A 23,204-nucleotide genomic window follows, 5' to 3' on the forward strand; every position below is an offset into this window, starting at 1 on the left:
GAGGTGATGACATCATCGGTACATACAAAGGGGGAGCCGTAGAGCAACGCGTCAAGCTATTCAAGAGAATCACCGTTTTTTTAATAGCTTTATTGGCTCTGCTAGCTTCTATGTTCCTGGCCATCTCTTACGGAGCGAAGGAATTAACCCTGTCGACCATATGGACAGCCGTTTTTCATTATGATGCCGACTTGACTGCGCACCAGGTTATACACGAGCTGCGTCTTCCCCGAGTAATTGGGGCGGCCGTTGTAGGTGCGGCATTCGCAGTGGCTGGGGCCCTGATGCAAGGGGTGACGCGTAACCCGCTTGCGGATACGGGGATCTTGGGCGTAAATGCGGGTGCAACCTGCGTTGTTGCTCTTTGTTTTGCCTTTTTGCCGAACATGCCGTATCTGGGGCTTATCGGATGCTCTTTCTTGGGAGCTTTGCTGTGCACCCTCTTCATATTCGGAATGGGCATCCGATTACCAGGCGGACTAACGCCGCTGCGGCTGACGATTGCCGGATCCGTAGTAGCCGCCATGCTGGGAGCGATAAGCACCGGCATTGCGATCTATTATGATCTTAGCCAGGATCTTGCGTTCTGGTTCTCGGGCGGAGTATCCGGCGTAAAATGGCTTCATTTGAAGCTTCTTGTGCCGATCATTCTGTCTACCTTGATTCTTTCGTTTGCGCTGAGCAGGAACATTTCTTTACTCGCGTTAGGCGAAGAGGTCGGGGTTAATCTAGGGGGGCGTATCAAGCAGACCAGGATATTGGCTATTACCGCGTGTGTTATTCTTGCCGGTGTATCGGTATCTGCAGCTGGTTCGGTATCCTTCGTGGGGCTTATCATCCCCCACATATCCCGGAAGCTGGTTGGCGTAGATTATCGGGCTATTATTCCGTTGTCCGCTATATTGGGCGCAACGCTGCTTGTCATGGCCGATTTGGCGGCCAGGATGGTGAATCCGCCAAGAGAATTTGCGTTAAGCGCAATGGTAGCGCTGCTTGGCGTTCCTTACTTTTTATACGTGGCCCGAAAAGAGAAGAGGAATTTGTAATGGGTTTGAAAACATGGCGCTTCGGAAATAAACGGGCGGGCCGCGCACTGTTCGCAGGGATGGTCCTGATGACCATCTGCGTGGTGGTCCTTTTATTCAGTTTAAACACGGGTACGATAAAGCTGTCGCCTATGCAAGTACTAAGGACATTGTTAGGACTTGGTACGGCAAAGGAAGAGACCGTGTTGTTTGATTACCGGATGCCTAGGATCTTAATCACGATGCTGGCAGGGATCGGGCTTGGAATCTCCGGTTCGATTCTGCAGGGCATTTTTCGGAATCCGCTCGCAGATCCCGGTGTTGTAGGACTTAATGCCGGATCGGCTGTTGGACTTGTTATATTTGTCTCCTTCTTCCAATCGCTTGAAGCGATGTCGGCGCTGCTCATCCCGTTGTTTACTTTTAGCGGAGCGCTGCTCACGGCTATATTGATTGGTCTGCTCTCTTACGAGCGTAATCAAAGCCTGCAGCCGGCGCGGGTTATTCTCGTTGGGATTGCGGTTGCGGCCGGATTAAGCGCATTAACCTTATTCCTATCGCTTCGGCTTGACTCGGAGACTTATACCTTCGCGGCGAGATGGCTAGTCGGAAATGTATGGAGCCGATCCTGGGTTCATGTGATTGCCTTGCTTCCGTGGATTGTTGGCTTTGGCATCTACGCCCAGCTGCAAGCGAGAAGCTTAAACGCGCTGGCTTTAGGCGACGAGACCGTAATTAGCATCGGCTTGTCGCTTCAACGCAAGCGGATCGGGCTGCTTATCGCGGCAGTGTCCATCTCGAGCGCAAGCGTTGCAATGGCAGGCGGGATTGGGTTTATCGGGTTTGTAGCGCCGCATTTGGCCCGGCGTCTGGTGGGCGTCTCGCACCAATACGTGATTCCTATCTCCGGCATGCTGGGTTTGGTTATTCTCGTCCTGGCCGATACGGCGGGGAGAACCCTGTTCCTTCCCAGCCAGATTCCGGCCGGCGTACTAGTTGCCGCTATTGGCGCACCGTATTTCCTCTATTTATTGCTAAGGAAATCTTAAGTACCACATTTAAATACAGATGAATTGAGGCTGAAAAATGATGCGTAAGAAAAAAAGTACAATAATGCTGCTCCTCATGGCACTGGTCATCGTGCTTTCCGCGTGCGGCCAGAATAACAATAAAACTTCCGGGAATAACGGGGCGGCAAGCCCTGCGGCGGAACAAAGCGGCGGGAGCGGGGCGGCTGCGACTGATGCGGTGCCAAAGATTGCGTCGTTGTCGATTCACGTGACGAATGATCTGCTTGCCCTGGACATAACGGCAGCGGGCAGCGTTATGGGCGGGAAAGCGAAGGATTTCTTGTCGCATGTAGCAGACCGTTTGAAAAATACGGAGAAGCTTGGCGTTGCGAAGGAAGTCGACATGGAGGCTCTTCTGCAGCTTGAGCCGGACATTATTTATGCCGATGAGGAATTTGCGGGCCAGGATACTTCAAAGCTTGAGGCTATCGCGCCTGTCAAAATGTTTAACCTGGATGAGGGAACCTGGAGAGACCATCTGAAGAAGCTAGCAGCGGATTTGGGCCGGGAGCAGAAAGCGGAGCAATTCATTGCCGATTATGAGGAGCAGGTTAAGCGCGTAAAAAGTCTGATTCAAGCGAAATTGGGCGATAATCCGAAGGCCATGGCGATACGGGTAACGCCAAAAGAACTGCGGGTATTCGGTACCCCGCGTCCGCTAGGACCAATCTTGTTCGATGATTTGGGCTTCCAACCTGCAAGCGGAGTGGAGAAAATCAACTCTTCTCCTTACGAGGTGATTTCGCAGGAGGTATTGCCTGATTTCGACGCCGACGTGATCTTCGTTGTTGTTAATGAAGAAGCAGACGCGAAGAAGGTCTATGATGAGATGCAAAGCAGCCCGATCTGGAAGGGCCTGAAGGCCGTGAAGAACGGCAACGTTTACGTCATTGGCGAGCAGCCGTGGCTCGATTACTCGGCAATCGGCAACAAAATGGCGCTGGACGAAGCCGAAGCGTTTTTTGCGAAATAAGTGGAATTAGCAGAGAACCACATCCCTTTCAGGGGATGTGGTTCTTGTGGTTATAGGAGAATGTAATGCTTAATTCTTACTTCCGTTCCGTAGCGAAGTAAAGCAGGGCAAGGGTCGGAAATGCGATTCCAAGCCATAACGCGCTGCTCCATCCGCCTGCTGCGTAAGCCCATCCCCCTGCCGCCGATCCGATCGCTCCGCCAAAGAAGAAGATCGCCATAAACAACCCGTTTAGCCTGCTGCGGATATCTGCTCCAAGCGAGAAGATCGAGCGCTGGCTCAGTACAAGATTGGCCGATACTCCAGCGTCGAGCAGAATAGCGGCGATAACGAGAACAACCACGCCGACAGGTGAGCTGGTTTGAATCAGAAGAGGCAGAAGCACCGAGACGATAACGGTAATAAGGGCAATTGCGGTAGCGGGTCTGGTCCAGCCGCGGTCTGCCAGACGGCCGGCGAGCGGTGCCGCAACGGCGCCTGCAACCCCAACGAGCGCATAGAGGGCAATAGCCGTTTGCGAGAAATGGAATTTAGGGCCGGCCAAGAGCTGCGGCACGGTGGTCCAGAACAAGCTGAACGCCGCAAACAGCGTTGCGTGGTAAAGGGCGCGGCGGCGCAAAATCGGAGTGGTCCGCAGCAGCCGCCACATGGAACCAAGCAGGGCCGTATAGCTCGTGGCTGCCGTTGGTTTTCTAACCGGCAGTACTTTAGCCAGTACAATGGCTAGAATAACAATCGCTACGGCGGAAATCGCAAAGATGGCATGCCAGCCGAAGAAGTCTGCAACAAGGCTTGATATTGGTCTTGCGAGCATAATGCCGAGCAGAAGACCGCTCATGACATTTCCAACGACGCGTCCGCGTGAAGCATCGGATGCAAGGTAGGAGGCGAAGGGTACGAGTACTTGGGCGGCAACCGAACCTAATCCAATAACAAGGGTAGCGGTTAAGAAAAGAAACGATTGTTTCGCCAGCGATGCGGTGATCAGAGCGACAGCGGTAAGGAGCAAGGCGGTGATAACCAGCTTGCGGTTTTCCACAATGTCGCCCATCGGTACGATAAACAAGAGTCCCACAACGTATCCGATTTGGGTCAGCGTTACAATCAGGCCGGCACTGCCTGCTGACAGGCCGATGGAGGAGCTGATTAATCCGACCAGGGGCTGTGCATAGTACAGATTAGCAGCAATCATGCCGCATGCGGTTGCGAGCAGTATCGTTAACCATGCAGGAATATTTTTCTCGAGCATTTGCTCGTTTGAAGCAGTCATAAGTACCACTCCTTATTTGAAATTCTAATTACTGAACGTCGTGTTCACTAATTACTGATTAAATAATATACTGAACGTTCAGTTTTGTAAATAGGCGAAATGATTTTCTTTCGACGTTTTTTTTTTGTATACTGAACGTATCGTTTCTATTTCCCAGTCCAGATTCAAACCGTTGAAAGGGATGGTTCCGGTGGAAGCAAAAAGAGGGCGGCCGCGTAACGTGGAGACGCAAAATGCGATTCTTACCGCTTCTTATGATCTGTTATTGGAAAGTGGCTTTGAAATGGTCACCGTAGAAAAAATTGCCGAGCGCGCCAAGGTAAGCAAAGCGACGATATATAAATGGTGGCCGAACAAGGCGGCCGTCGTTATGGATGGATTCCTGTTTGCCGCGTCAGCTAGACTTCCCGTGCCAGATACGGGGGCCGTGTTTAGCGACGTTCTCATTCATGCATCGAATGTAGTCCGTTTCTTAACAAGCCCGGAGGGCAGAGTTATTAGGGAGCTCGTCGGCCAAGGGCAGTTCGACGAAGGGTTGGCGGAAGCCTACCGGACCCGGTATTTCGGGCCTCGCCGTATAGAAGCGGGAAGCCTGCTCGAGCGGGGTATTCAGCGCGGGGAATTGAAAAAAGATTTGGATATCGGTCTAGCTATCGACCTCATCTACGGACCGTTTTTCTACCGTCTGCTGATTACCGGCGAAGAGTTAACTGAAGCCTATGTACGACAGCTGGTAACAGCAGCATTCGATGGGATCCGCGCGAACGAAGGCGGATAAAAAGAAAAGGACCCTCTGGCTAACTTAGTTTAGCCCGAGGATCCTTTTTTTAAAATTCTGAGAGTATATATGTTTTTTCGTTTTGTACTATTTAATCGGGATTTCTCCGTCATAAGAAGCGATAACGCCATACAGATCCGGACGGCGGTCGCGGAAGATGCCCCACTCGATACGCTGCGATTCCAGCTGGTCGAGATCGAATTCGGCAACAAGCACGCCATGCTCGTCACGGCCGGCTTCGGCAATCATATTGCCTTGAGGGCCGGCAATGAATGACGAACCATAGAAGTTAATCGACGAGTCTTCGTCAATCTCTTCGCCGATACGGTTGGAAGCGATAACCGGCATCAGGTTGCACGCGGCATGGCCTCTCATGCACATTTGCCAGTGATCCTTCGAATCGATGCTGCCGTCTTGCGGCTCCGAACCGATAGCGGTCGGGTAGAACAGCAGCTCCGCGCCCATGAGCGCCATGCTGCGCGCCGCTTCCGGATACCATTGATCCCAGCATACGCCAACGCCGATTTTGGCGTATTTCGTTTTCCATACTTTAAAGCCCGTATCTCCAGGATTGAAGTAGAACTTCTCTTCATAACCCGGACCGTCGGGAATATGGCTCTTGCGGTATTTGCCTAGCACTTCACCGTCAGCATCAATAACGGCCAGAGAGTTGTAGCGTGCCCAGTTCTTCTTCTCGTAGAAGCTGATCGGAAGCACGACGCCAAGCTCTTTGGCGATGCCGCGGAAGTGGTTAACCGCTTTGTTTTCCTCCAGCTCGGTAGCGTAAACGTAATAGTCCGCTTTTTCCTTCTGGCAGAAGTAAGGCGTTTCGAACAGCTCTTGGAGCAGAATAATCTGCGCGCCTTGTGCCGCCGCTTCGCGCACTAACGCCTCGGCTTTGCGGATGTTTTCTTCTATATTCGATGTGCAGCTCATTTGCGTGGCTGCTACTTTGACCGTTCTCATGGATTTGCATACCTCCTGAAAAGTATTGCGAAGCAAAACTTGCTTCGTAAGCTTTAATTAAAACGTATATTAAGCCCGGCGAGCAGGCATCTGCTGCGTTGTGCAGTGCACGTTGCCGCCTTCGCGGATAACCGCCATGCCGTCGATTGGACGAATGCGGCGATCAGCGAATGCCGCCTGCAGGGTTTCAATAGCTTTGCGGTCGGCTTCCTCAGCCGCGCCGCCGAATACCGGCAGGATAATGCCGCCGTTAACAAAATAGAAGTTCAGGTAGCTCAGCGTCAAACGAGTATCCTCGTATTCCGCGTAAGGCGGTTGATCGATTTCGATAATCTCGAGCTTGCGGCCTTTGGCATCCACCGCTTCGCTTAGGATACGGCGGTTCTCTTCCGTGATCGCGTAGTTCTCGTCGGACGGATCGTTGCAAACCTGGAGAATAACCTTGCCAGGTGCCGCGAAGCAGGCGATGTTGTCGACATGGCCGTCGGTCTCGTCGCCGCTCAGGCCGCGCTTCAGCCATACGATCGTGTCCACGTTAACGAATTCTTTGACATAACCTTCGATTTGCTCGCGGCTAAGCTCAGGATTGCGGTTCGTATTAAGCAGGCATTCCTCGGTGGTCAGAAGCGTGCCTTCGCCATCCGTATGGATAGATCCGCCTTCCATGACGAGAGGAGCATCGAATTGCTTCACGCCGACATGCTTCAAAATTTGCGGTGCAACGGCATCGTCCAGATCCCATGGCGAATATTTGCCGCCCCAAGCGTTGAACTTCCAGTTCACGCCCGCCAGCTCGCCTTCCGGATTTACGACAAACGTAGGGCCATTGTCGCGCAGCCAAGCATCGTTATGCTCGACTGGCAGACATTCCACGGCGTCGTTGCCTGCGAACAGGGCGCTGACCTTCTCCAGATCTGCCGGGTTTACGACAACCGTAATCGGTTCGAATTCCGCGATTGCGGTAACAAGCTCGGCATAACCCGCGCTTACCTGCTCGTAATGCTCCGGATAAACCATCGAAGCTTGTACAGGCCAAGAGATAAAGGTACGCTCATGCGCCGCCCATTCGGCCGGCATTGTATAGTTCAATTGTTTAGGATTCATATTAGTTAATATTCCTCTCTTATCGCAATGAAAATGTGTCTTAAGCGGGCTTAAGCCGCCTAAACCCTTCTTATCATATAACAAAAAGGTTGACAGCTCAATTACGGTGTTTATCCAGTTTTTTAGCGGGATTTACCGTTTTGCTGCCGGATAAAAATTTGCGGGGTATTGAACTTCAATATCTGAATCAGCTGCTCGTTCATGTAGGCGGTGGACTGCTCAAAGCCGCTGTCGATCCACTCCAGGATTAAGCCGATAATGCCGTGTATCCGGTACGTGCTGAACAGCTTTGTATCAATTGGCGTATCCGGCTCCGTCACCATAAAATCGAATTCCTGGCGGAACAGCCGATCCATCCGTTTCGTCAGCTTTTCCCGGTAGTTATAACCCGTTTGCGGGTCCAGCATGGTTTTATAAAAGATGCGGTTCTCAATAAAGTGGTCAAACAGCTCGATTGAAGCGCTGGGCAGCTCGTTAAAATCAACGACGGACAAGCCTACATACGGCTTGCGGTAAGCCGCGGTCATCTCCTCGAATTTCTCCTCGATCATCTCATCCAGCAGATCTTCCTTTTGCTCGTAATGCGTATAGAAGGTTGCTCTCGTACAATCCGCAAGCTGAACCAGTTCGGTAATGCTGATATGGTTAACGCTCTTTTCCTGCAGCAAGGTTAAAAAGGAAGATTTCAGTACTTCTTTTGTTTTTCGGACGCGTCTATCCGGATGTTTAACCGTCATAACGATCTCCTCGAAAATTTTAACTGACAATTTCGGTGCATTTGTAAACTACTATACATTACCCTCATTATTGCACATTCAATTCAAAAACAGCTAATTATACAATAGTTGTAGAACTTCATTACATTATAAGAAAGCAGGGATCATATATGGCAAGACTGCAAGGAAAAGTAGCTATCGTAACCGGTGCGGGTTCGGGTATGGGACGCGCAACGGCGATTCTGTATGCAAAAGAAGGGGCAAGGGTTGTTCTGGCCGAGTTTAACGAAGCTTCGATGAACGAGACGCTGGACCAGATCAAAGCTGCGGGCGGCACGGCCGTAGCCGTTAAAACGGACGTATCCAAAGAAGCGGATGTTGACGCGATGATCCAAAAAGCGCTGGACGAGTACGGTCAGCTGGACGTGCTTGCGAATGTCGCGGGCATTTTTGACGCTATGGCTTCCGTAGAGAATACCTCGAACGAGTTGTATGAGCGCGTGATGGGCGTCAACCTGACGGGTCAGTTTTACGCATGCCGCTCCGCAATCAAGGTGTTTAACAAGCAGGAGACAGGCGGCACGATTGTGAATGTCGCTTCTATCGCCGGTTACTTGGGCGCGCGCGGCGGCGCGGCTTACACGATGTCCAAGCATGCCGTTATCGGCCTGACGAAAAACATCGCAGCCTTCTACGGCCGCGAGAACGGTAAAATCCGCGCGAACGTTATCGCACCGGGCTCGATCGCAACCGGCATGACAGCGAACCTGGGCGCGCTTGATCCGCTTGGCGCGGTTACGTTTGGCGATCTTGGTCCATTTAACGGCGGTGAAGCCGACGATATCGCAAGCACCGCACTGTTCCTCGCATCGGACGAGTCGAAGTTCATTAACGGCGATGTTATCACCGTCGACGGAGCTTGGACTTCCCGATAAGCATGAACCCATTAAGAAGACCCCCGAGCCAACGGCTCGAGGGTCTTCTTGTTGTTCCCGGGTTATTCTTGGCGGGTTGCCTGCCAAGCTAATTGGTCCTGCTCATCAATCAGTTCGCCAACGGATGGCAGGATCAGACCGGCGTAAGGAGCAAGCTCTTCCCGCTGGCTTGTGCCGGATAGAACGCCAATGGCGAGTCCGGCCTCCGAGTTTTGGGCGAACCTCATATCGGTTAACGTATCGCCAACAATGGCAACTTCGCTTGGCTGCAGTCCGGTCAGCCCGCAAAATTCGTTCATCATGACGGGGCTTGGTTTTTTCTCGTAACGGTCAGAGGTGCCAATGAAATCGAAGTAGTGCGCAATCCCGTATTTGTTCAGGAAGAAGAGGGTCGATTCATAATCGTCGGCCGTAGCGATTCCGAGCTTCAATCCTTTATCCCTCAGTCGCGGCAGCACGTTCTCTAAATCTGCCGTAGGCAGCAGCTGCTCGCGATGGACTTGGGTGAGCCGGTAAATCTCGTCTGTCATCCATTCAAGCAGTCCTGCTGTTTGTTCCGGCCCATAATCATACCCGGTAAGCACCTTAAAGTAAGCCTCAGCAATATCTGCGGTTGTGCCCCCAGCCAAATAGCCCTTGGAATCTACTTTCCCATCCGGGCCGAGTCCAATGGATTCAAGCAGTGTTTCCCTTAAACCGGATGTTGGCTCATTCGCATCCATACTGGATAACAAGTGGTCCGTAAATTCCTCCGCGATCGGCACCCAGAACGAATGGAATTGAATCAAGGTACCGTCCTTATCAAACAAAACTCCTTTAACCGGAAAACCGGACATCGTCATCCCTCATTTTAATTTGTTGTTGTTTTATGTTGTTTAAATTCTATAAAGCTAATGTTAATAGGGTGTTAAGTATTTGTATATTGATTGAAATACGGAGAAAGCCATAGTATTCTGGTTAAAAACCACATAAAACAACATAAGTCTCAGGCGGTATATCAATAACTATAAGCGTAGAGGGGACATTTGTACATGAACAATGTAAAGGCGTTTATGAGAACGGAAGGGGATATTAACCTGTCTTCCGAGCGCAAGAACTGGCAGGCCAACCACTTAAGCGAAGAAGCAATGGACATTTTGGACGAGGACAGTCATTTCTTCGTGCATCAATCGATGTCGACTCCTTGCCTGAACGTCTTAGTTAATGCGGAAGGCATTTACCTGGAGGATCTGGACGGGCGAAAATATATGGACTTCCATGGTAACGGTGTCCATCAGGTCGGCTACAAGAACCGTTATGTTATCGACGCGGTCAAAAACCAGCTTGAAGAGCTTCCTTTCCTGCCGCGCCGGTTCACGAATCCCGTTGCTGTCAAGCTGGCCAAGAAGCTGGCCGAATTGGCGCCGGGCGATCTGAATAAAGTGCTGTTTACGCCTGGCGGAACAAGCGCAATCGGAATGGCGCTAAAGCTCGCCCGGAAGGCAACGGGAAAATTCAAAACCATCTCCACCTGGGATTCCTTTCACGGAGCAGGCCTTGATGCTATTTCCGTCGGCGGTGAAGGGGTATTCCGCAACTCCATCGGTCCGCTGCTGCCGGGAACGGAGCATATGATGCCTTATAACAGCTACCGCTGCTTCATGGGCGATTGCGATAGCTGCGGCTTGAAATGCCTCGATTATTTGGAGTATATGCTGGAGCGGGAAGGCGATGTTGGAGCCATCGTGATGGAGCCGATCCGCAGCACGGATGTGCAAATTCCGCCCAAGGCGTACTTCAAGCGGCTGCGGGAGCTATGCGACAAGTATGGCGTCTTGCTCATACTGGACGAGATTCCGACCGCGTTTGGCCGGACGGGCACGATGTTTGTCCATGAGCATTACGATATCGTGCCGGATATCGTAGCGATTGGCAAGGGCTTCGGCGGCGGGATATTCCCGATGGCGGGCATCCTTGTGCGGGAAGGGTTGGATGCAGCGCAGGATATTTCGCTGGGCCATTACACGCATGAGAAAAGCTCGGTTGGCTGCGCGGCTGCGCTGGCGACAATTGAATATATCGAGCAGAACGGGCTGCTGGAGCATGCCCTGCGTATGGAGAAGGTATTTGAGCGGCATTTAGCAGAGATGAAATCGAAGCATCTTGCCGTTGGGGATGTGCGCGTGAAGGGGATGCTGGCTGCAATCGAGCTGGTCCGTGACCGCAAGACCAAAGAAAGGGCAAGCGAGGAAGCGGAAAAGGTGATGTACCGCTGCATGGAGCGAGGCGTAAGCTTCAAGGTTTCAGGCGGCAACGTCTTAACCTTAGTGCCGCCGCTCATTACGACCGAGGAGCAGCTGGCGCGTGCCTTAAACATTATAGATGAAGCGATTGAGGATATTTGCTAGTCCTTTTGAAGGGGCGGCTACGGGCTGCGAATGCAATGGAAACGGCTTTTGTTTTATAATGGTTATATATGAATGAAGGGGAGAAACACCATGTCTTTGGCGGGTGAAGAAAGAAGAAATCGTATCCTCGAAATGCTTGGCATAAAGGGCAAGGTTAATGTCAATGAGCTGGCGCGGCAGTTCGAGGTGACGACAGAGACGATCCGGCGCGATCTTGACGATCTGGAGAAGAGCGGCAAGCTGAAGAAGGTTTACGGCGGCGCGGTTAAGCTGAAGACCGAGATTGAACCGGCGTATAGCGAACGGGAAATCATTTATGCGGAAGAGAAGCAGGCAATTGGGATGCTTGCAGCCGGCCTGGTCGAAGACAATGACGTGCTGGTTATCGACGAAGGCAGTACGGCCATGCAAATCATTCCCCATCTGACGGACAAGCGGAACCTTACGATACTTGTATGCTCCATTCCAACGCTAACGCTGCTTCTGGAATATCAGAGGAACGGTCTGATCGACGGGAGAACGATATTTATCGGGGGAGAAGTAAATCCGAAGCATCTGAGGGTGTCGGGACCAATCGCCGAGAAAATGATGGAGGACTTTTACGTTAACAAAGCGTTTGTTTCCGTAGACGGGGTGTCTCTCGAGAACGGGCTTACAGGCTTCGATTACGAGCGTGCGCTCTTTACCCGCAAGCTGATGTTATGCTCCCAGACAAAGGTTGTTGTCGCGGATTCATCCAAGATCGGCAAACGGACGGTTGCGAGAATCGCAGATCTGTCCGACGTGGATTACGTCGTTTCCAATAGCGAGCCTCCTACGGGATGGAATGGCATTCTTCAGGATAAAGGCGTAACCTGGCTCTCTTAAGATACTTGCATGCTTAAAAGCCCAACCTTGCGAGGTTGGGCTTTTTGTTAGTTCTGAGCTTTATTTCGCGTTCTCATCCGGCTGATGAATGCCGATCACATTGCCTTCGGTATCGATGTAATAGCCTTGCCAAGCCATGCCCGGCAGCGCGTATTTCGGCAGGGCTACCTGGCCGCCAAGACTAAGAATTTTCGCTTCCGTAGCATCGTAGTCTTCCACGCCCATTGTGCATGCGAAGCCGCTAACCGGTTGTCCCGGCTGTGGAGGAGGCCCCATTCGCTTGATCAGCGCTCCGTTAATGCCCATTGCGTTGGCATCGCCCGTTGTTGCTCCCAAATAAGGCATGCCTGCGTATTCGCTCCAATCCTCGAACGTCCAGCCGAATACCTCGCCGTAAAACTTCTTGGCACGCTCCATGTCATCGACATGAACTTCAAAATGAACGACTCTTCCCATGATACCCCTCCCAATTTTGGACTTCCTACTTTTTCTTCTAATAGCGTTACCGTTCCTGCTTGAGATAAACCGTTTACGGAAATTATAATGTATCGAAGCAATTCCTTAAGCAGTGGAGGGACAAGATGAGCGATACAGCGGAAAATAACCTTTGCATCATAACGCTTGGCATGGGCTGTTACTGGAGCCCGGAAGCTTTGTTTGGCGCGGTTCCCGGCGTAATCAGGACACGCGTCGGCTTTGCCGGAGGAACAACGGCAGAGCCGACCTACCGCAGCATGGGCGATCATACGGAGACGGTTGAGCTGTTGTTCGACCCGGCCCTTGTTTCCTATGACGAGTTGCTGGAGCTGTTCTGGAACAACCATAATCCCTATAACATCAACGGCTATAAGGACAGGCAATATCAGTCCCTGCTGCTCTATCGGGATGAGGAACAGGCGGAGGCTTTCCGTCGGATAAAGAGCCGTATGGAGCGGGATAAGGGTCCGCTTGATACGGAGCTGGCGCCCTTCAAGGCATTTTATCCCGCTGAATCCAGGCATCAGAAATATTATTTAAAGAGGTTCCCGGATGCAGTGGAGAAGCTGATGTCGCTGTATTCGTCAGCGGAGGGGCTGGAGAGGTCCACTTTGGCCGCAAGGCTGAACGGAGTGGCGAAGGGATTCCTCAATCTGGAACGTCTGCAGCATGAGATGAAGGGGTGGCCGATAGCCGAAGACGAGCTGAAAGAGAAGCTTTCCTTGATTCGACAAATTCGTTGGTAAGTAGTTCTTCCTTCATAAATGTTATAACATGTTATATTATTTATAAGTAGTCTAAAGGATTTAATTAAATATGATATATTGACATAATATTAACCTGACTTTATATTATTAGGTGACTGAAGCCGATCGTATACCCGCATGCGAATCGGCTTTTCTTTTGCCAATTCAGCGACGCTGCTTACGAAGCATGAATTGCTTCACAATTCATTTTAGGAGGGATGTTTGTGACCGGTAAGACAAGAAGAAGGTCAAAGCTTATCGTATTGCCTATTGCTCTTGCACTCTCTGTTAGTCCCTTGATTCCAAACGGAACACCCCGTGCCCATGCCTTTGAGGCAGCCGACGCGAAGGCCGCGATTGAAGCCTACAATAACGCGTTCTGGGATGCGAGTGCGAAGTACTTCTGGAAAACCTCCAAGCATGACGGCTATCAGGACTTTTGGGTGGAGGCCGAGCTGTGGGAGCTGGTGATGGATGCTTATCAGGAGGCAACGGATCCGGAGCTGAAGGCGAAGCTGCGCAACCAGATTGACGACGTGTTCGACGGCGCGGTCGTGAAATACGGCCAGGATTGGACCAACAACACGTTTAACGACGACATTATGTGGTGGGCGATGGCAAGCGCAAGAGCCTATCAGATTACGAATGACGCGAAGTACTTGGAGCGGGCGGAATATTATTTTAATTATGTGTACGATACCCAGTGGGATGACGAGTTTGCGGGCGGCGGCATTTGGTGGAAGAGCGATGACCGCACGACGAAAAATGCCTGCATTAACTTCCCCGCCGCGGAAGCTGCCGTATTCCTGTATAACGCTACTGGCAATGCTCACTATCTGGATGCCGCTTCAAAGATCTACCGTTGGAGCAAAACGATGCTGACCGACGGCAACGGCAAAGTATTCGACCGGATTGAAACGCAAAAAGGGCCGGTTCCAGATGCAACCCACTATAATCAGGGTACGTTTATCGGCTCAGCCGTAGGTCTCTATCAAATTACGGGAGACAAGGTTTATTTGGACGATGCGCTCAAGGGGGCGGCCTTTACAAAGGAGAGACTGGTCGATGCCAACGGTCTGCTGCGTTATGAGGGACCTAACGGGGATCTGAAGGGCGGCAAAACCATCCTCATGCGTAACCTCGGCTATCTGCAGAAGGTTGTTAATGCCAGCAGCGAGAGCAAGTACAAAACCTTCGCGGAGAGCTATAACGAGTGGCTGGCTTTTAATACGGATATGGCATGGAACAATCGCAATGCGGCCAATTTGGTCGACAGCAACTGGGCTGGCCAGCAGCTGTCCGGTACCTTCGAGTCGTGGAGCTCGGCAGCGGCCGTACAAGCGCTGACTTCACTGGAGCCGCAGGATGCGGAGCAGCTGGAATATGCCGTTAAAAATCCGTATAACAAGGTCGAGGCGGAAAGCTTTAATATCGTAAACGGTCCGGGCATGGAGGGCAGCATCGAAGGCTCGATGCAATTAGGCGGTATTCAGGACGGCTACTACGCGGCTTATAAAAACGTGGATTTTGGCTCGGGACAAGGTGCAAGCGGTTTCATTGCTAGGGCATCAAGCGGCACGGGCGGCGGTCAGATCGAGGTTAGGCTGGATGCTTTGGACGGTCCGAAGGTAGGAACCCTGAACGTCGAAGGCACTGGAGGCTGGAATAACTTTATTGATGCCGTTACGGTGCTGAAAGATGAGCAAGGGAATACGAGCAATGTGACCGGCAAACACGATGTGTATCTGGTATTCAAAAAGACGAATGACTCGTATCTGTTTAACCTGAACTGGTTCAAATTTACGAAGACCGATCCAACCCGGACGGACGCTTACGCGAAGCTGCAGGCTGAGAACTTTGCGAGCAGCGATGGACTCAGCGTTAATTCCTCCGGACAATTTGCGGACGGCATTCACAATAATGCGTATGCGTCCTATAAGGATATTGATTTTGGCTCGGGAGCTGCCGGCGTTACGCTGCATGTTGCCAGCGGCAATAAAGGCGGATCCATTGAGGTGAAGCTGGACAGCCTCGACGGTCCAACGGCCGGCGTGATCGAGGTTCCCGCAATGGGCAGCTGGAATAATTGGGTGGACGTAACCTCCATCATCGATGATTCGCTGGCTGTTGGCGTTCATGATGTGTACCTTATTTTCCATGGGGCGGACGGCAGCGACTATCCTTGCAATCTCGATTGGTTCACCTTCTCGCAAATCAAAGGAACGTCACGGGATGCCTACGGTAAGCTGGAGGCCGAAAATTTTACGAACAGCGTAAACGTGGGTACGGAAAACGGCGGCAACCAGACTTATCTGGCTGGCGTATACGGTCCGAATAATCCGTATGCGATGTACAATTACGTTGATTTTGGCGATGTTGGACCAACTCAGTTCCACGTTCAGGCGGCAAGCGCAACGAGCGGCGGAACCATTGAGGCCAGAATTGATGGCATTAACGGACCTGTCATCGCTACAGCTGAGGTAAGCGGTACGGGCGGATGGCAGACATTCAAGGTCTTTGACGGTTCGATTACGGCTCCGGTTACAGGCAAGCATCTGGTCTACCTTTTGTTCAAGGGGAATGACTGGCTGTACAACTTCGATAAGTTCACCTTTGGCGATTCGTCGGTCTTTACCGCACCAACCTTGCCGCCAGACCCGGTTGATGACGGGGTTCCGCCGGGAGAGGTCGAGAATGTACAGTTCACGCGCGACAATAGCAAGCTGACCGTGCAGTGGGACGGACCTTATGCGATGGATGGAGATGTCGTGAGGCTTAAGCTGCTCCAGAGTGGCCAGCAAGTTGGTGAAGCTGCGGAAGTGAAGCGTGGCGTGCAGTCGGCTGTGCTGAGCGGTATCGAAGCGGACCAAAGCTATACGCTTGTGATCAGCGCTGCGGATAAGTCGGGTAACGTATCTAAGGGTATTACAGTTGAAATCCCGGCAGTGCCAGTCTATTCTTTGAAGGCTAACGGATCGAAGCTTGCGGAAGGCACCGTGCTTGAGGATGATGGGTACTTAAGCTTCCAGGCCGGAGACGGCAAGACGGCGATCCGCTCGGCCAGCCTTGCTTTTGACGGTAAAACGTATGACGGAAATAAGCTTAACATTGAGCTCGCCGGTCATTTGGGAGCGAAAACCGTTGTTATAGCCGTTGAGGATGCGGCAGGGAATAAGCTGCGGAAGACGATTCACATTCAGGTGAAGACAAGTACCGGAAGCATGAGCAAGCTGGTTGACCGGTACAAGGCTTCGGGCGAGGTTGGCAAGTCTCTTGCATCCCAGCTTTCGGCGAGTCTGAAGCAGGCGCAGCATCACCTGGACAAAGGACATCGCGATCAGGCGGTCAAGCAGATGCAGGACTTCATCAAGCAGCTGAATAAGGCGAAAAGCGGCGACCTAAAAGCGCAAGCCAAAGCCGTATTAAATGCCGATGCGGAAGCGCTGATTGCGGGTTGGAAGAAATAAATCCATATGTTCAGGAGGATAAGGGCCCTAAAGGACCTTAACACATGAATATAAGTAATAAATGAGAGGAATAAGGTCCTTTAGGGACCTTAAATTCACTCAAGCGCCCTAAAAGCGGTGACTTTTGCGTATGCGACAAGGTGTTAAGATCCCTTGGGGACCTTAAAATAAGAACGTAAGCAACAAATCAGGAGGTTAAGGTCCCTAGAGGACCTTAACGGAAAAAAGGGCTAACCCGAGTCAACTTGTTGACTTGTGGCTAGCCCTTTTTATTATTGCAGCTTCCAGATGCGGTACAGAATAACCGCTGCTTCCGCGCGGGTCAGCTGGTCATTCGGAGCAAGCTTGCTGCCGCTGCCTTGAACGACGCCGGCTTTTACAAGCGCTGCCACGCTGTCTTGCGCGTAACCCGCAACGCTTGCCGCATCGGAGAATGCGTTCAGGGAGCCGCCTGCCGGCAGCTGCTTGCCGAGTACGGCAAGAGCGCGCGTGGTCAGCACCATCATGTCTTGACGGGAAATGCTGCTGTCCGGTTTGAAGGTGTTGTCTTCAAAGCCTGTTGCGATGCCAAGCTGCTTCGCAACGGCTAGTTCATTATAGTAATAAGCGTTTGCCGGTACATCGCTAAACATAGCAGTATCCGTAGTACCGGTACCGTGAAGCTCAAGCGCTCTTACGAGAAGAGCGATAAAGTCTGCCCGCTTAATGGAGGCCGCAGGAGAGAAGGTGTTCTCGCCGGTGCCTTTGATCACGCCGCGGGAGGCCATAGCGTCAATCGCTTCTTTGGCCCAAGGTACTTTTGCCAGGTCTCCAAACGTTGTGAAGACGGATACGGCTGCATAAGTGCTGAAATGCGTCGTTTGGAAAACGACTGCTCCAAGCGCTGCGTCATAGCGGCTGTTAGGAACCGGAGTTGCCTTTCCGCTGCCATCGATATACCAGATCAAGATATGCTCCGGATGCTTGAGCTCTTCCGCGGTTGGCGCGTAAGGAACAGCAACCGTTACAGGCGCAGTTGGGTTGTTCCATGCAATCACATTGCCGCCTGCAACAAGGCTCAGGTCGATAACCGGACGGTTGCCGATCAGCTCGCGAGTCGCGGCATCAACGTTATCGAGGGAAGCTTTCGCTACCCGGATGGATACTTGATCCGTAGTCACGTTCGTATTGGCCAGCATATTGCTTGGAATTTGAATAAAAGCGTTGGCGATTTTCGCCGTCAGCTGGTAGCCGTCTTGGCTCTTTAAGCTTTGCGTAGGCAGTTGGACGGCATACGTAGCGGCATTAGCCTGCAGCGGCACGTCAATGATGACTTGCTTCTTGCCGCCTGCCGCCGGAGCTGCTTGATCGAGCGCTTTTTTCAGATCGTCGCCGGTAACCGTGCCAACGGCATTGCCGTTAGTGGTTTTGACCTCAGGCTTCAGCGTTGTGGAGCCGTCCGGATTCTTCACCACGTTGCCCGTTTGCGGTACGGTGGTGCCGACAGTGCCGGTTCCGCCTGTGCCTTTGCCAGCCAGCGTAAGCTCGCCGTATACCGAAGTATCCTGGTAGCCGTTGCCGGTTGTATCGTTCCATGCGGCAACGCTGGTACGCGCGCCGTCTGTTGCGTCATTGATTTGTACGTCGAAGCCAAGCTTCTTCTGATTGGCAGGCGTCACAGCCGTGAGCGGAATTTTCAGCTCAACGGTGTAGCTGTTAGCCGTTTTCTTGGTTTGAGACTCGAAGCCGGCTGCAATGCTTGCGGGACTAAAGGAGGTCTCGTTGTCAAAGTTAACCCGATATTGACCGTCATCGTTTTGATAGAAGGTGGTTTTTCCGTTGTTTTGGTCAAGGAAGACTTCAACGGAGTCCTGTTCCCATGCATTTTCGTTTGCTTTGTTGAGCTGGGAGTCGCTGACCTGAATCAGGACATACAGGTTCTGATCATCCCAGAGTGCCTTAGCCGTACCCGTTGCACCCTGCCAAGCCATCTGATAACGGTTGACCGGCATTGCCTGTGCATTGCTCCAGATTGAATCTACGGTGCCGTCAATAACCGGAGTACCGTATTGGGCCTCTGCCTGGTTGGCATCTTTCGACTCTGGCGCATGTTCTTCCATGTATTTGTCCGGATCAATAACGCCATAGTAGGCCGGTTTAGCCTGCAGGTTCTTATCGAACAGGAGCGGGTTGTTCTCGGCTCTCCAGCTTGTGTTGTCGTCCATGCCCCAGAACGTTACGCGTGCGATATGATCCGCATGCTCTTTGTAAAGCTTGAACAACTGGGCGTACAGATAGGCTTGCCCGACAGCCAGATTTTCAGGGAGCGTATAGTTGTTTCCGGCCGTAACGTCAAGCTCGCTTACGCTGACTTCAACGCCAAGAGAAATAAATTTCTCCAGGGAAAGCTTTACGTTATCCGGATTTGTATTGATATTGTAATGGCCTTGCATTCCGACGCCGTCAATTAGAAGCTTGCCGTTGTGAGCTGCCGCGTAGCGGTCGTTGATGTCTTTGACCATGTTATAAATGGCGGTCGCTTTATTCTGGTTGTCTTCGTTGTAATCGTTGTAATACAGCTTGATATTCCAGCTAGGATTTTCGTCAAGCACTTCTCTTGCGGCGAGGAACGCCTGCTCGACGTAGTCCGATCCGATGGCTTGATACCAAGGAGTCTGACGCAGCGAGGCTTTATAATCCGCCGGATTGGACGGATTGTCGTTCATCGCTTCGTTTACAACATCCCATGAGATAACCTTGTTGCCGAAATGCTTCATAACGGTCTGGATGTGCGTTCTCAAGTTATCCAACGCTTCATCGCGTCCGAGCGGTACCGTGTTGTTATTGTCGTCTTTCTTGGTATTCAGCCAAGCAGGCGATTGTTGATGCCACACAAGCACGTGACCGTGCATTTTCATGCCTTCCGCCAGTACTTTGTCGATCATGGCGTCTGCTGCCGTGAAGGTAAAGTTGCCCTTCGTTGGCTGCAGGGCATCCGGCTTCATCGCATTGCCCGCGGTTACGACATCATGATGCATCTTCAGCAGCTCAAGACGCGTTCCTTCCAGATCTTCCGCGGAGATGGCGTTGCCGATCAGGAAGTCGTTTTTGTATACGTCTTTGAGTGGAGCCAGATCCTTCTGAATGCCGACAGGACCGGATCCCGTGCTTTCAAAGCTGATATCGTCGATGTAGTAAGACGCCGTTGCATTGGAGCTCTGTACGTAAATGGTCAGATATTCGCCGCCTACGCTGTTATAGCGATAGTTGCCTTGCAGCTGAACCCAGCCGTCGGCTGCGGTAATCGTCTTGCTTGCCAGGCTTGGGTAGTTGGCGCTGCCGCCGTCCCCGACCTGGGAGGCAAGCTCCAGCTTGGTGCTTGTTTCGGGAGACAACAGCTTCACCCAAGCAGTCACCTTATACTCGTAGCCTTTATCCACGTACTTCTCTACGCGTAAGGAGGGGCCATGCCAGCTTGTTGTTCTGCCTTCCACCTTCAGGGAGTAAGAGCCGTCCGCCGTATGGTTAGATTCATTCGTAACCGTCAGTGTTTCGGTGCCTGCACGGCCAGTAAAACCTCCGGCTGTTTGATCCTCGAACGTAATCGTGTTGAACGGCAACGCTGGCGGCCTAGGAGGATCTTCTTGTCCACCGCCCGAGTTGACGGTTTCGGTAATCAGAATATCTCCGATGTAGAACGGAACGGCCTTGCCTTCTTCACTGGATTGAACGCGCAATTGGGTGCTGACGCTTGTATCGACCGTAAACTCTTTGGTCAGCGTAAAGGCACTTCTTGCCGCGAAGTTAGCGCTTGCCAAGAAGCCGTAGTTATTGCTGTCCACCGCTTGTAAAAAAGCTTGGGCACCGGAAGGGACAGTCGCGTCTTGGTCGACATATCCTTTTACCGTAACGGTATAGGTTTTTCCGTTCTGAAGCCCGATGTCAGCGAACTTGAAATCAGCCGCATCCCAGGTATTTGCACGGTTACTTACATACAATGCTTTTCCGTCATCGTTGCCATCGAATACTTTATCTGCAACTTGGGCAAGATTAGCGCCGCCGGATTGCACCGCTTTTCCTTTGTCTGTTGCAAAGTCTTCATGGTAAACCGTGTTTGTGGTAGTCGTCGGGTTTGCTGTTATTAGAATGTCTCCAATGTAGAACGGAACGGCTTTGCCTTCTTCACTGGATTGAACGCGCAATTGGGTGCTGACGCTTGTATCGACCGTAAACTCTTTGGTCAGCGTAAAAGCGGTTCCTGCTGCGAAGTTAGCGCTTGCCAAGAAGCCGTAGTTATTGCTGTCCACCGCTTGAAGAAAGGCCTGGGCACCGGAAGGGACAGTCGCATCTTGGTCTACATATCCTTTTACCGTAACGGTATAGGTTTTCCCGTTCTGAAGCCCGATGTCAGCGAACTTGAAATCAGCCGCATCCCAGGTGTTTGCACGGTTGCTTACATATAAAGCGCTTCCATCATTGTTGCCGTCAAATACTTTTCCTGTTACCTGAGTGAGGCTGGCGCCACCGGATTGAATGGCTTTTCCTTTATCGATTGCAAAGTCTTCGTGATAAACAATGGTGGGATTCTCTGCAGCTTCCGCAACCGGTGCAAGTCTGCCGATCGGGATCAGCAGGGCTGCTGCGAGCAGGATCGAGACGAACTTTTTCAAGGATCTACTCATTTATTGCATTCCCCTTCGAAAAGAATTTTTATTAAGCGCTTACAAAACGTTGTAGAAGCCCCTCCTTTCCTAGGAAAATTATAGCGTTTATTAAATTCGGAGTTACTATAAGAACTAAATGACTTACTGCACTTATTTAACATTTCGTGTAAAAAAGGGAGGTCGCAGGGGCAGAGTAGCTGGACTTGGAGAGGTCGGGCACATTTTAGCAGTGAGGGAAGCGTGTGAGGGGAATCCGTGCTCGAGCAATAGCCTTAACGATGCGCGGCATCGTTAAGGGCGGAAAAGCAGCAGAAAATGAGTGGCTTAGCGATGTGCGACATCGCTAAGCCATGCGAAAAGCCCGTTTATCGTGTCAATCACGGTAAACGGGCCTTTTATTAACGGGCAAGCTTCTTCCGCTTTTCGCGGAAAAGCACCAAGAAGAGCAGTGAAGCCGTGACGTACAGGCATCCCGTGATGCTGAACGTAATCGCATAGCCCCAATAGTAGCCGTGGGACGCGATAATATGCGATTGCACCGGGCCCATGGTGGCCCAGCCCATCATAAAGGCAGTCTGCATAACCGAGTTGGCCAGGCTTTGACTGCGGGCGGATACCCGGTTCATGAGTGTCGCCGACAGAAGCGGGTTTGCCGCGTTCATCAGCGCCTGGCGGAATAGGAAGCTGACCGAAGCAACCAGCAGCATATTCGTAAAGCCGGTAATAAGCAGGAAAGGCAGCGACAACGTCTGGAAGATGACGATTGCCTTCACCTGTCCGACCCGGCTGGCAAGCGTTGGACCAATCAGCATGGAGAAGATGGTCATCACTTGTCCGAGCGAGAGCAGAAAGCTCATGCCGCTGAGCGAGACTTCAAAGCGGTTCGTGAAATACAGGTTCAGGTAAGGGATCACAAGCCCGGAACCGATGCCGATCAGCAGCTCTACGGCGGCAAAGGCAGCAATGAACCGGAGCTCTTTGTTAACCGGAGCGGGAGGAGACGCAGCAACTGGTTGGTTAAGCTTTTCCGCCGCGCTATCTGTCCGTCGTTTGCTCTCCCGCATCGCCTGCAGCGGTACGAATGCTCCGATTGTCGCGATACTGCCGGCCAGCAGGACAAGTTTGAACGAGAGCAGCGTGCTTACACCGGCATCCTGCAGCACGTCGGAGATGACCCCGCCGCCAAGACTGCCGGCCACCTGGGCCGCAAGGACAAACGCGGAGTATATGCTGAAGATGCGCAGACGGTCTTTTTTATCGACGTTGTCCGCAAGGAAAGGGATGGCCAGCACCTGAAATACGGTCGCGAAAATCCCGGTCAGAACGGCCATTGTAACCAGGCTGCTCTCTGATTCGAACAGCGAACGTCCGGCCAATACGATGCCGCTGCATAAGGCGCCGATAACAAGCAGCCGCTTGCGGCTGATGCGGTCGCCAAACAGGCCGATCGGAATAAAGCAGATCGCCGTAGCGAGAGACTGCATGCCGACGACCGTCCCGCTCATGGCGTCGGGGTAGCCTAACTCGTGGATATATAAGTTGTAGAGTACGGAAAACAAGCCCATACCGAATTGATATAACATGTTCGACAGGAAGAAGAGACGGATATTACGGGACCAGCCTCTCCATTCCGCTGCGGTAGACTGAATGATTTTCATGTTGTAGGTGCCTCCTGATGCTGTTCCAACCAACTACAATACTACCGGTCGGGCCGTAAAGCAATCGGAAATTATTGCGGATCGTGATATGCTAGAGGAAGAAAATTGAAGAGATGAGGGAG

The 23,204-nt window shown here is 51.9% G+C and carries 17 protein-coding genes; 9 read left to right on the forward strand and 8 right to left on the reverse strand.

Translation table 11 applies throughout. From position 1 onward, the window contains the following. The first annotated feature begins 68 nt into the window (after positions 1–68). From PJDR2_RS01210 to PJDR2_RS01220, 3 genes are read left to right on the forward strand one after another with little or no spacing between them, the layout of a single operon-like run. A complete protein-coding gene (locus tag PJDR2_RS01210; RefSeq protein ID WP_049789976.1) occupies positions 69–1,046 on the forward strand; it encodes an iron ABC transporter permease in 978 nt (325 codons plus the stop codon). Next, positions 1,046–2,074: a FecCD family ABC transporter permease gene (locus PJDR2_RS01215; RefSeq protein ID WP_012772209.1), complete on the forward strand. Its 1,029-nt coding sequence runs from the start codon at positions 1,046–1,048 to the stop codon at positions 2,072–2,074. The genes PJDR2_RS01210 and PJDR2_RS01215 overlap by 1 nt, the downstream gene beginning before the upstream one ends. A 40-nt stretch (positions 2,075–2,114) precedes the next feature. After that, positions 2,115–3,068 (forward strand): ABC transporter substrate-binding protein, encoded by a 954-nt coding sequence (locus tag PJDR2_RS01220; protein ID WP_041613772.1) that lies wholly within the window; start codon positions 2,115–2,117, stop codon positions 3,066–3,068. Between the two features lie 76 nt (positions 3,069–3,144). Here PJDR2_RS01220 and PJDR2_RS01225 read toward each other — a convergent pair whose 3' ends face one another. Then, positions 3,145–4,317 carry an MFS transporter gene (locus tag PJDR2_RS01225; protein WP_416202263.1) on the reverse strand — a complete coding sequence of 391 codons (1,173 nt, stop codon included), beginning with the start codon at positions 4,315–4,317 and terminating at the stop codon, positions 3,145–3,147. Between the two features lie 211 nt (positions 4,318–4,528). On the opposite strand from PJDR2_RS01225, the gene PJDR2_RS01230 reads away from it, so the two are divergent. Then, positions 4,529–5,116 carry a TetR/AcrR family transcriptional regulator gene (locus tag PJDR2_RS01230; RefSeq protein ID WP_012772212.1) on the forward strand — a complete coding sequence of 196 codons (588 nt, stop codon included), beginning with the start codon at positions 4,529–4,531 and terminating at the stop codon, positions 5,114–5,116. A gap of 87 nt (positions 5,117–5,203) precedes the next feature. On the opposite strand, the gene aguB is transcribed toward PJDR2_RS01230, so the two are convergent. The 3 genes from aguB to PJDR2_RS01245 all read right to left on the reverse strand — a co-directional run bounded on the left by aguB (position 5,204) and on the right by PJDR2_RS01245 (position 7,923). Continuing rightward, positions 5,204–6,082 (reverse strand): N-carbamoylputrescine amidase, encoded by an 879-nt coding sequence (aguB, locus tag PJDR2_RS01235; protein WP_012772213.1) that lies wholly within the window; start codon positions 6,080–6,082, stop codon positions 5,204–5,206. Positions 6,083–6,151: 69 nt separating this feature from the next. Further along, positions 6,152–7,186: an agmatine deiminase family protein gene (locus PJDR2_RS01240; protein WP_012772214.1), complete on the reverse strand. Its 1,035-nt coding sequence runs from the start codon at positions 7,184–7,186 to the stop codon at positions 6,152–6,154. A gap of 122 nt (positions 7,187–7,308) precedes the next feature. Then, on the reverse strand, positions 7,309–7,923 hold the full coding sequence (locus tag PJDR2_RS01245; protein WP_012772215.1) for a TetR/AcrR family transcriptional regulator: 615 nt from the start codon (positions 7,921–7,923) through the stop codon (positions 7,309–7,311). 149 nt (positions 7,924–8,072) lie between these two features. On the opposite strand from PJDR2_RS01245, the gene PJDR2_RS01250 reads away from it, so the two are divergent. Continuing rightward, complete coding sequence (locus tag PJDR2_RS01250; protein ID WP_012772216.1) at positions 8,073–8,837, forward strand: SDR family NAD(P)-dependent oxidoreductase; 765 nt, start codon at positions 8,073–8,075, stop codon at positions 8,835–8,837. 62 nt (positions 8,838–8,899) lie between these two features. Here the strand turns inward: PJDR2_RS01250 and PJDR2_RS01255 are convergent, their stop codons facing one another. Next, the gene (locus PJDR2_RS01255) at positions 8,900–9,673 is read right to left on the reverse strand and encodes an HAD family hydrolase (RefSeq protein ID WP_012772217.1); all 774 of its coding nucleotides are present in this window, start codon (positions 9,671–9,673) and stop codon (positions 8,900–8,902) included. A gap of 195 nt (positions 9,674–9,868) precedes the next feature. Between PJDR2_RS01255 and PJDR2_RS01260 the strand changes: the two genes are divergently transcribed. Both PJDR2_RS01260 and PJDR2_RS01265 read left to right on the forward strand, forming a co-directional pair. Further along, the gene (locus PJDR2_RS01260) at positions 9,869–11,224 is read left to right on the forward strand and encodes an aspartate aminotransferase family protein (RefSeq protein WP_041613245.1); all 1,356 of its coding nucleotides are present in this window, start codon (positions 9,869–9,871) and stop codon (positions 11,222–11,224) included. Positions 11,225–11,314: 90 nt separating this feature from the next. Then, entirely contained in the window at positions 11,315–12,091 is a 777-nt protein-coding gene (locus PJDR2_RS01265) for a DeoR/GlpR family DNA-binding transcription regulator (RefSeq protein WP_012772219.1), read from the forward strand. A gap of 60 nt (positions 12,092–12,151) precedes the next feature. On the opposite strand, the gene PJDR2_RS01270 is transcribed toward PJDR2_RS01265, so the two are convergent. Then, positions 12,152–12,547, reverse strand: coding sequence for a VOC family protein (locus PJDR2_RS01270; protein WP_012772220.1), 396 nt, complete (start codon positions 12,545–12,547; stop codon positions 12,152–12,154). Between the two features lie 125 nt (positions 12,548–12,672). On the opposite strand from PJDR2_RS01270, the gene PJDR2_RS01275 reads away from it, so the two are divergent. Then, entirely contained in the window at positions 12,673–13,314 is a 642-nt protein-coding gene (locus tag PJDR2_RS01275; RefSeq protein ID WP_012772221.1) for a peptide-methionine (S)-S-oxide reductase MsrA, read from the forward strand. Between the two features lie 218 nt (positions 13,315–13,532). Further along, a complete protein-coding gene (locus tag PJDR2_RS33710; protein ID WP_041613246.1) occupies positions 13,533–16,781 on the forward strand; it encodes a carbohydrate-binding protein in 3,249 nt (1,082 codons plus the stop codon). A 272-nt stretch (positions 16,782–17,053) separates the two neighbouring features. Here PJDR2_RS33710 and PJDR2_RS01285 read toward each other — a convergent pair whose 3' ends face one another. Further along, on the reverse strand, positions 17,054–21,442 hold the full coding sequence (locus tag PJDR2_RS01285) for an endo-1,4-beta-xylanase (RefSeq protein ID WP_012772223.1): 4,389 nt from the start codon (positions 21,440–21,442) through the stop codon (positions 17,054–17,056). 380 nt (positions 21,443–21,822) lie between these two features. After that, the gene (locus PJDR2_RS01290) at positions 21,823–23,082 is read right to left on the reverse strand and encodes an MFS transporter (protein ID WP_012772224.1); all 1,260 of its coding nucleotides are present in this window, start codon (positions 23,080–23,082) and stop codon (positions 21,823–21,825) included. Between the last annotated feature and the right edge of the window lie 122 nt (positions 23,083–23,204).

The organism is Paenibacillus sp. JDR-2, from assembly GCF_000023585.1.
Classification (GTDB): domain Bacteria; phylum Bacillota; class Bacilli; order Paenibacillales; family Paenibacillaceae; genus Pristimantibacillus.